The sequence below is a fragment of the Deltaproteobacteria bacterium PRO3 genome, assembly GCA_030263375.1.
GTDB lineage: Bacteria > UBA10199 > UBA10199 > DSSB01 > DSSB01 > DSSB01.
In genome coordinates, this window is sequence record SZOV01000035.1 from 22,871 (window position 1) to 29,761 (window position 6,891).

General features: G+C 57.8%; 5 protein-coding genes. 2 read left to right on the forward strand and 3 right to left on the reverse strand.

Translation table 11 applies throughout. The features are described from left to right. The first annotated feature begins 73 nt into the window (after positions 1-73). The gene (gene gyrB / locus FBR05_07340; protein MDL1872005.1) at positions 74-2,509 is read left to right on the forward strand and encodes a DNA topoisomerase (ATP-hydrolyzing) subunit B; all 2,436 of its coding nucleotides are present in this window, start codon (positions 74-76) and stop codon (positions 2,507-2,509) included. 207 nt (positions 2,510-2,716) lie between these two features. Then, the gene (locus FBR05_07345; protein ID MDL1872006.1) at positions 2,717-3,196 is read left to right on the forward strand and encodes a DUF1795 domain-containing protein; all 480 of its coding nucleotides are present in this window, start codon (positions 2,717-2,719) and stop codon (positions 3,194-3,196) included. Positions 3,197-3,284: 88 nt separating this feature from the next. Here the strand turns inward: FBR05_07345 and FBR05_07350 are convergent, their stop codons facing one another. From FBR05_07350 to FBR05_07360, 3 genes are all read right to left on the reverse strand, one after another. Beyond that, a complete protein-coding gene (locus FBR05_07350; protein ID MDL1872007.1) occupies positions 3,285-4,565 on the reverse strand; it encodes a PAS domain S-box protein in 1,281 nt (426 codons plus the stop codon). A gap of 69 nt (positions 4,566-4,634) precedes the next feature. Next, positions 4,635-5,954 carry a carotenoid 1,2-hydratase gene (locus FBR05_07355; protein ID MDL1872008.1) on the reverse strand — a complete coding sequence of 440 codons (1,320 nt, stop codon included), beginning with the start codon at positions 5,952-5,954 and terminating at the stop codon, positions 4,635-4,637. Positions 5,955-6,060: 106 nt separating this feature from the next. Beyond that, positions 6,061-6,753 (reverse strand): response regulator transcription factor, encoded by a 693-nt coding sequence (locus FBR05_07360; protein MDL1872009.1) that lies wholly within the window; start codon positions 6,751-6,753, stop codon positions 6,061-6,063. Between the last annotated feature and the right edge of the window lie 138 nt (positions 6,754-6,891).

A 6,891-nucleotide genomic window follows, 5' to 3' on the forward strand; every position in this document is an offset into this window, starting at 1 on the left:
GGAATGAACCGGTTTTTAAGGATGCCTCGACCCCTTCGTTCGGAGGCATCGGGCCTCTCCTCAAGGAGGAATCTTGCCACCCGCAAACAACACCGAATCGGCCCCCAGCGGGGTTTATGACGCGAGTTCCATCAAGGTCCTGGAGGGGCTCGACGCGGTCCGCAAGCGACCGGCCATGTACATCGGCTCGACCGGCTCGGCGGGGCTCCACCACCTGGTCTACGAGGTGGTCGACAACTCCATCGACGAGGCGCTGGCAGGGTTCTGCGACGCGATCAAGGTCGTCATCCACATCGACAACTCGATCACGGTTGAGGACAACGGCCGCGGCATCCCGGTCGACATGCACCCTACCGAGAAGGTTTCGGCCGCCGAGGTCGTCCTCACCAAGCTGCACGCCGGCGGCAAGTTCGAGCACAGCGCCTACAAGGTCAGCGGCGGCCTGCACGGCGTCGGCGTCTCCTGCGTCAACGCGCTTTCCATCGAACTCGACCTCGAGATCAAGCGCGACGGTACGGTTTACCACCAGCGCTACAAGCGCGGCGTCCCGACCGCCCCGCTCGAGGCCACCGGCAAGTCGGCCAAGCGCGGCACTAAGATCTGGTTCAAGCCCGACCCCGAGATCTTCGAGACCACCGAGTACAGCTTCGACATCCTGAGCAACCGGCTGCGCGAGCTCTCCTTCCTCAACAAGGGCATCAAGATCGAGATCGTCGACGAGCGCAGCGGCAAGAACCACCTGTTTCAGTACGAGGGGGGCATCGTCAGCTTCGTCGAGCACCTCAACCAGCGCAAGGCCCCGCTCCATCCCAAGCCGATCTACTTCGAGGCGCAGAAAGACCAGTGCATCGTCGAGATCGCCTGCCAGTGGAACGACGGTTACGCCGAAAACATCTTTTCCTTTGCCAACAACATCAACACCCACGACGGCGGCACCCACGTCACCGGCTTCAAATCGGCGTTAACCCGCGTGCTCAACACCTTCATGACCAACCAGGGCCTGCTCAAGTCGCTCAAGGACGAGGGCGTCGAGGGCGAGGACATCCGCGAGGGACTGACCGCGGTCATCTCGATCAAGATCCCCGACCCTCAGTTCGAGGGCCAAACCAAGGGCAAGCTGGGCAACTCCGAGGTCGAGGGCCTGGTCAAGTCGGTGGTGGGCGAAAAATTGACGCAGCTCTTCGAAGAAAACCCCTCGATCGGCCGCAAGATCGGCAACAAGATCGTCGAGGCGGCGCGGGCCCGCATCGCCGCGCGCAATGCCCGCAACCTGGTGCGGCGCAAGAGCGCCCTCGAGATCGGTTCGCTGCCCGGCAAGCTGGCCGACTGCCAGGAGAAAGACCCGGCGCTTTCCGAGCTCTACATCGTCGAGGGCGAGTCCGCCGGCGGCTCCGCCAAGCAGGGCCGCGACCGGCGCAACCAGGCGATCCTCCCGCTCAAGGGCAAGATCCTCAACGTCGAGAAGGCCCGCTTCGACAAGATGCTGACCAGCGAGGAGATCCGCGTCCTGATCACCGCCTTGGGCGCGGGCATCGGCGAGAACGACTTCGACGTCGAAAAGCTGCGCTACCATCAAATCATCATCATGACCGACGCCGACGTCGACGGCGCCCACATCCGCACGCTGCTTCTGACCTTCTTCTACCGGCAGATGCCGCAGGTGGTGGAGCGCGGCTACCTCTACATCGCCCAGCCGCCGCTCTACAAAGCCAAGCGGGGCAAGCAGGAAAAATACTTGAAGGACGAAGGCGCCCTCGAGGAATACCTGATCGAGCTGGGCGTCGAGGACCTGAAGCTCAAGGCCAAAAAGAAAGAGCTGGTCGGCAAGGCCCTCTCCGGACTGACCCGCACCCTGCTCAAGTACGACAAGATCCTGGCGGGCATGCGCCAGAAGGCCGACCCCCGGCTGATCGACGCCCTGATCATGGCCACCGAGTTCAGCCCCGAGACCCTGAAAAACCCCAAGAAGATGGACGCCGAGTCCGACAAGCTGGCGGCCTACCTGACGCGCTTCTACCCCGAACTGAAGGACTTCGGCCTGGACACCGAGAAGGACGAGGAGCACAGCGCCCAGCGCCTGGTCTACCGCACCCTCTACGGCGGCATGACCCGACAGACGGTGATCGACCTCACGCTGCTCGAGTCCCCCGAGATCCACGAGCTGCGCGCCATCCAGGGGGAGCTCGCCGAGCTGGGGGAGGGCCCCTACGAGGTCCAGGCCGGCGAAAAACGGCAGGCCTTCAACAACCTGCGCGAGGTCAAGGACTTCGTCCTGGCGAGCGGCCGCGAGGGCCAGTACATCCAACGCTACAAGGGCCTGGGCGAGATGAACCCCGAGCAGCTCTGGGAGACCACCATGAACCCCGAGACCCGGACCCTGCTCCAAGTGCGGGTCGACGACCTGGTCGAGGCCGACGACATCTTCACCGTCCTGATGGGCGACCAGGTCGAGCCGCGGCGCGAGTTCATCGAGAACAACGCCCTCAAGGTCCGCAACCTCGACGTCTAGGGCTTATGCCAAGTGCCAAAGTGTCGAAGTATCGAAGTGTCTGAGTTTGGGGAATGAGCGGTGGTGTTCCAAGCGGAGATCCGGCGAGGTCACGTCATTCGGCCTCGGTTCCTAACCTAACGGAATAAGGCTTAATTTTATTGCTTGGCGGGCTTCGAAGGGCCATGCTACGCTTTTGCGAAATTGTTTGGAAAAGGAGTCTCTCCCATGGGCAAAGTAGTCCTCAACGACCTGGAATTCGACGTCCCCTCCAATTGGCAGGACCAAGGCATGGTGACGCTCACCATCCCCTCGACGGACAAGAACGTCCGGCCCAACATCATCATCACCAAGGAGCGACTCGCCCAGCCGACCGATTTGGCGACCTATTTCGGCAAGATCAAAGAGGCGGTGAAGGCCCGCGGAATCCAGACCTTCCAAATCTTGGACGAGCGCGAGATCAGCATCGCCGGGGTGCCGGCCATGCAGATGGTCTGCGCCTGGGACCTGGCCGCCATGAAGCAAATGCTGGGTCCCAACGCCGAGGTCTTGAAAAACATCAAGCCGGGCCAGAAGGTCCAGCAAATCCAGGTCAGCTTCCTCAAGGGGGACGTGGCGGTCAACCTGACGGCCAGCTTCCCGGCCGAGCAGTTCGAGATCTACACCCGGCCCTTCCAGAAATTCCTCTCGACGATCAAGTCCGTTTAGTCGGCGCTGAACAAATAGGAATTTAGGACGGGGTAAGGGGAGAGGATCGGAGTTTTCGGGGAAACCCGGCTGGATAAAAATTCGAGCTTCAGTAGTAACAGATGACCGCGGTACCACCCGCCTCATGTCGCCGGATCTCGATCCCGCCGCCGATCAGTTTGGAACGGTATTCCATAATATGAAGCCCCATACCGTCCCCTTTCTTCGGTTGGTCGGGAATGCCGATTCCGTCGTCCCGCACTTCGAGCTGTGTTTTTCCGCCTTCCTTCCGGAGGGAGACTTCAATGCGATTGGCGTAGCCGTGGCGGATGCTGTTGCTGATCGCCTCTTGAATGATCCGATAGAGATGGATGGTCTTCTCCGGGCTCAAGTCGCTTTTGATATTCTCATTAAAGACTAAAGTCGCACCGAATAGGTGCTGGACTTGATCGGCCAAGCCCTGGAGGACGCTCGGGAAATCCTCTTTGTCCAAGCTGATCGGAAAGAGCGACTGCGAGAATTTTCTTGTCTTCGAAATAAGCTTCCGGATCTCCACAGCGATCTCCTGCGACACCTGAAGCTGGGACGAGTTCTCTTCGTGAAGCCCGCGTTCTAATAGAACCATCCGGGCGGAGATTCCAAAAAGATGCTGGGATAAATTGTCGTGTAGGTCTTGGCCGATCCGGGATCTTTCCCGGTCGCTGATTTCCACCACCTCTTTCTCGAGATGCCGGTGCTTTATTCGCAAATCCTGTTCCAAGGCTTTAAGCTCGTCGATCTCCTCGCGCACCGTTTCCAGGTAAACCGTCAGGTTGCGCAGCCGCCGCTGGGAATTATCGAGCTCTTCGGTGCGCTCCTGGAATCTCCGCTCCAATTCCTCCTTGGCGGCTTTGAGCTCCCGTTCCAGGTTTTTGCGCGGGGTGATGTCGGTGCTGATTCCGCCCATCGCGAAAATTTCTCCGTTCGGCTTGAAGAGAGGGAATTTGAAAGAAAGACCGGTAAGCATCCCGCTGGGTGATGGCACGACCTCCTCGAACTCGATCGGTTTTCCGCTCCGAATCACCTGAAGATCGTGTTCCCTAAACATGTCCGCAATCTTCTTGGGGAGAAATTCGTGATCGGTTTTGCCGAGAATCTCCTCCTTCTTCATCCTCCCAATCGCCAGGAATGGCTCGTTGAAAAGTATCAAGCGGCCCTCGAGATCCTTGACGTAGATAAGCGCCGTCGTGTTGTCGATGATGGCCTGGAGCATTTCCAGGCGCTCTTGAAGAGCTAACTCGCGGCGCCGGGCTACGCGTTTCTTTCGATAAAACCAGAGCGTGAGCAGGCTCGCCAGAATGGCGAGGATCCAATGATACCGGCCGAGGCTGATTGCCAGTGAGGGATTCATAAATATAAGGGGGCGGTCCGCGTTAAGACGCGGACCGCCCAGTGTTTCAAGGCCTTTTGGGCAACGCGGCTAGGGATGGACCGGCGGAAGGTCATCCCCGTCGTCACCGTTGCAGCATTTGGTCGCCGCTTCAATGTAAGCATGGCCGGTGACGGGCTCGCCGTCGCGGGTCCCGGTCACGTTAGCGATGCCGATCCAGTATGGAGTGAATACTCCGACGATGAAGAATTCCTGGTCCGTGAATTCGGGCGTGATGTCCAAATCGAGGTCCCTCGAGGGCACGCTGAAAGTGTACTGGGTCGGCCACAAGAAAGTCCGGCTGCTTCCGTATTCTCCCCCCGAGAAGGTCAGCTCGAAGTCACCGACGCCGCCGTTGCCTCCATCCGGAGCCGAGTTTCCGAAGAGTTCAACGCGTTCGCAGCTCGTCGGAGCGCCTTGGAAGGTGGCGCTCTGCACGATGGGCTCTCCGGTCATCCAAGTTTCTTCCGAGATGGTGGGTTGTGGATAGTTGCGAATATCGTAGACGTTGATTTCTTCGCCGGTGTCGAGTCGTATCGAGAACCAAACCCATTGGAGATCCTGGATAAAGGTTCCGAATTCCCGGTCGAACCAACTGTCGCCCACCACCACACGTTTCGGCCCGCCTGGGACTTGGACCTTTCCGGCTGCGGCCATCCGAGGGCGCGAGTAATAGTAGTGCTCGCCATGGTATCCAGGTTCGCCGAAATTGAGTCCATGGCCGAACACCCCGTCGGGCGAAGGCGTGAAGGGATCGCATTCGGGATTGAGCGTCGCATCGCAATATCTCATGAAGCCGTTGTGAAAGTTTGTCTGGGGATTCTTCACGTTGTCCACGATAAGCGATAGGTTGCTGCCGTCGGTGAAGGTCATTTCCAATTTATCGACGCCGTTCTTGCCGGTCGCCTTGATGTGGAAATTGGAGTTAGGGTCGGGATTGCTCAGCTCAAAATCAAAGCTTCCGGTTTGAGTGGGCAAGGGATATGCCTGGCCACTGGAGAAGTCAAAGTAGCTATCCTTGTACATGACCTTGGTCTGAAGATCCTGGATCGCGCCTGCGGCTGCCCGCACCGGAAATTGGAAGGGATAATCTCCTACGGTGAATTGGTAGATGATGAGGAAATAAGCGTAGCGTTTGCCACCGGGAGTCCGGAGGATGCCGTTCCAGTAAAACTGCTCGTATTCCGCATAACCCAATTCCGGATCGAAGTGCATGGCGTTGTCTTCTGGCAGGTCGACGATGGAGTTGGGCTCCTGATCGTAACCGCCGCAAAAATTAAAGCTGTCGCTACCGTGCGCGGCGGGAGTTGCCATGCCGAGGCCAAGCGCTAGCAATCCCGCCACGAACTTGGGAATCGATTTTTTTTTCATAATGCCCTCCTGGTTGTCTGGAGAACGAGAAAGTCCGGCTCATTTGACCTTCCGTCCTCTTGATGGTGGAAAGCGATTATTGAAGGGACGAGCGTTTTTGAGGAAGTCAGGAAATTCCCGATCCCTGGCTTTTCCAGTACCAAAGGGTGGCGAAGCGGGAGAGTTCCCGTCCATCTCGGAGGTGAAATTTATTCTTGATCTTTTGGCAATAAGTTTCGACAGTCTTGGGGCTGAGCCCGGCTTCGTGGGCGATTTCTTTGAGTGAGACACCCTCGCCGATGGCCTTGAAGATCTGAAATTCCCGGGCGCTCAGCTTTTCAATTCCGAGTCTCTCGTTCCCGGAAGGTTCGATTTTCCCTATCCGCTTCGCGATGGCTGGGCTTAGGTAGGGAATACCGTGGCATAGATGGGCCAAGGCTTCGAGAATCAGGTCCGTGGGGTCTTCCTTGGAAAAATATCCTGAGGCTCCGACTTGAATAGCCTGTTTCACCATCGAGGGCTCGAGGTAGACGGAAAGTACAAGGATTTTGAGGGTGGGAAACATGTGACGAAGATCCTTGATGAGATCGATGGCGATCTTTCCCTTGAGCGAGAGATCGAGAATCGAGATGTCGGGTTGAAATTTTCCGATTAAGGCCATGGCCTGTTCGGGATTTTCGGCATGGGCGCAGATCTCGAAATTTCCCGCCTTTTGAAGGAGACTCGTAAGGCCCCAAAGGACCAAGGGATGGTCGTCCACGATCACCACTCGATACGGCGGACGGAGAGTTTTGGAAGGCTGCCCCGGAATCCCTGACATATTTTCTTTTAATTTTGCCCTTGGGGAGTGCGAGAGCGATTATGCCAAACATCTTAGAATTCGGCAATTTGTTTTGGCCTGTAAGGGATTTGGCCCTTTTCGGCAACGGGAAAGAACTTGGATTCGCCCCTACATATT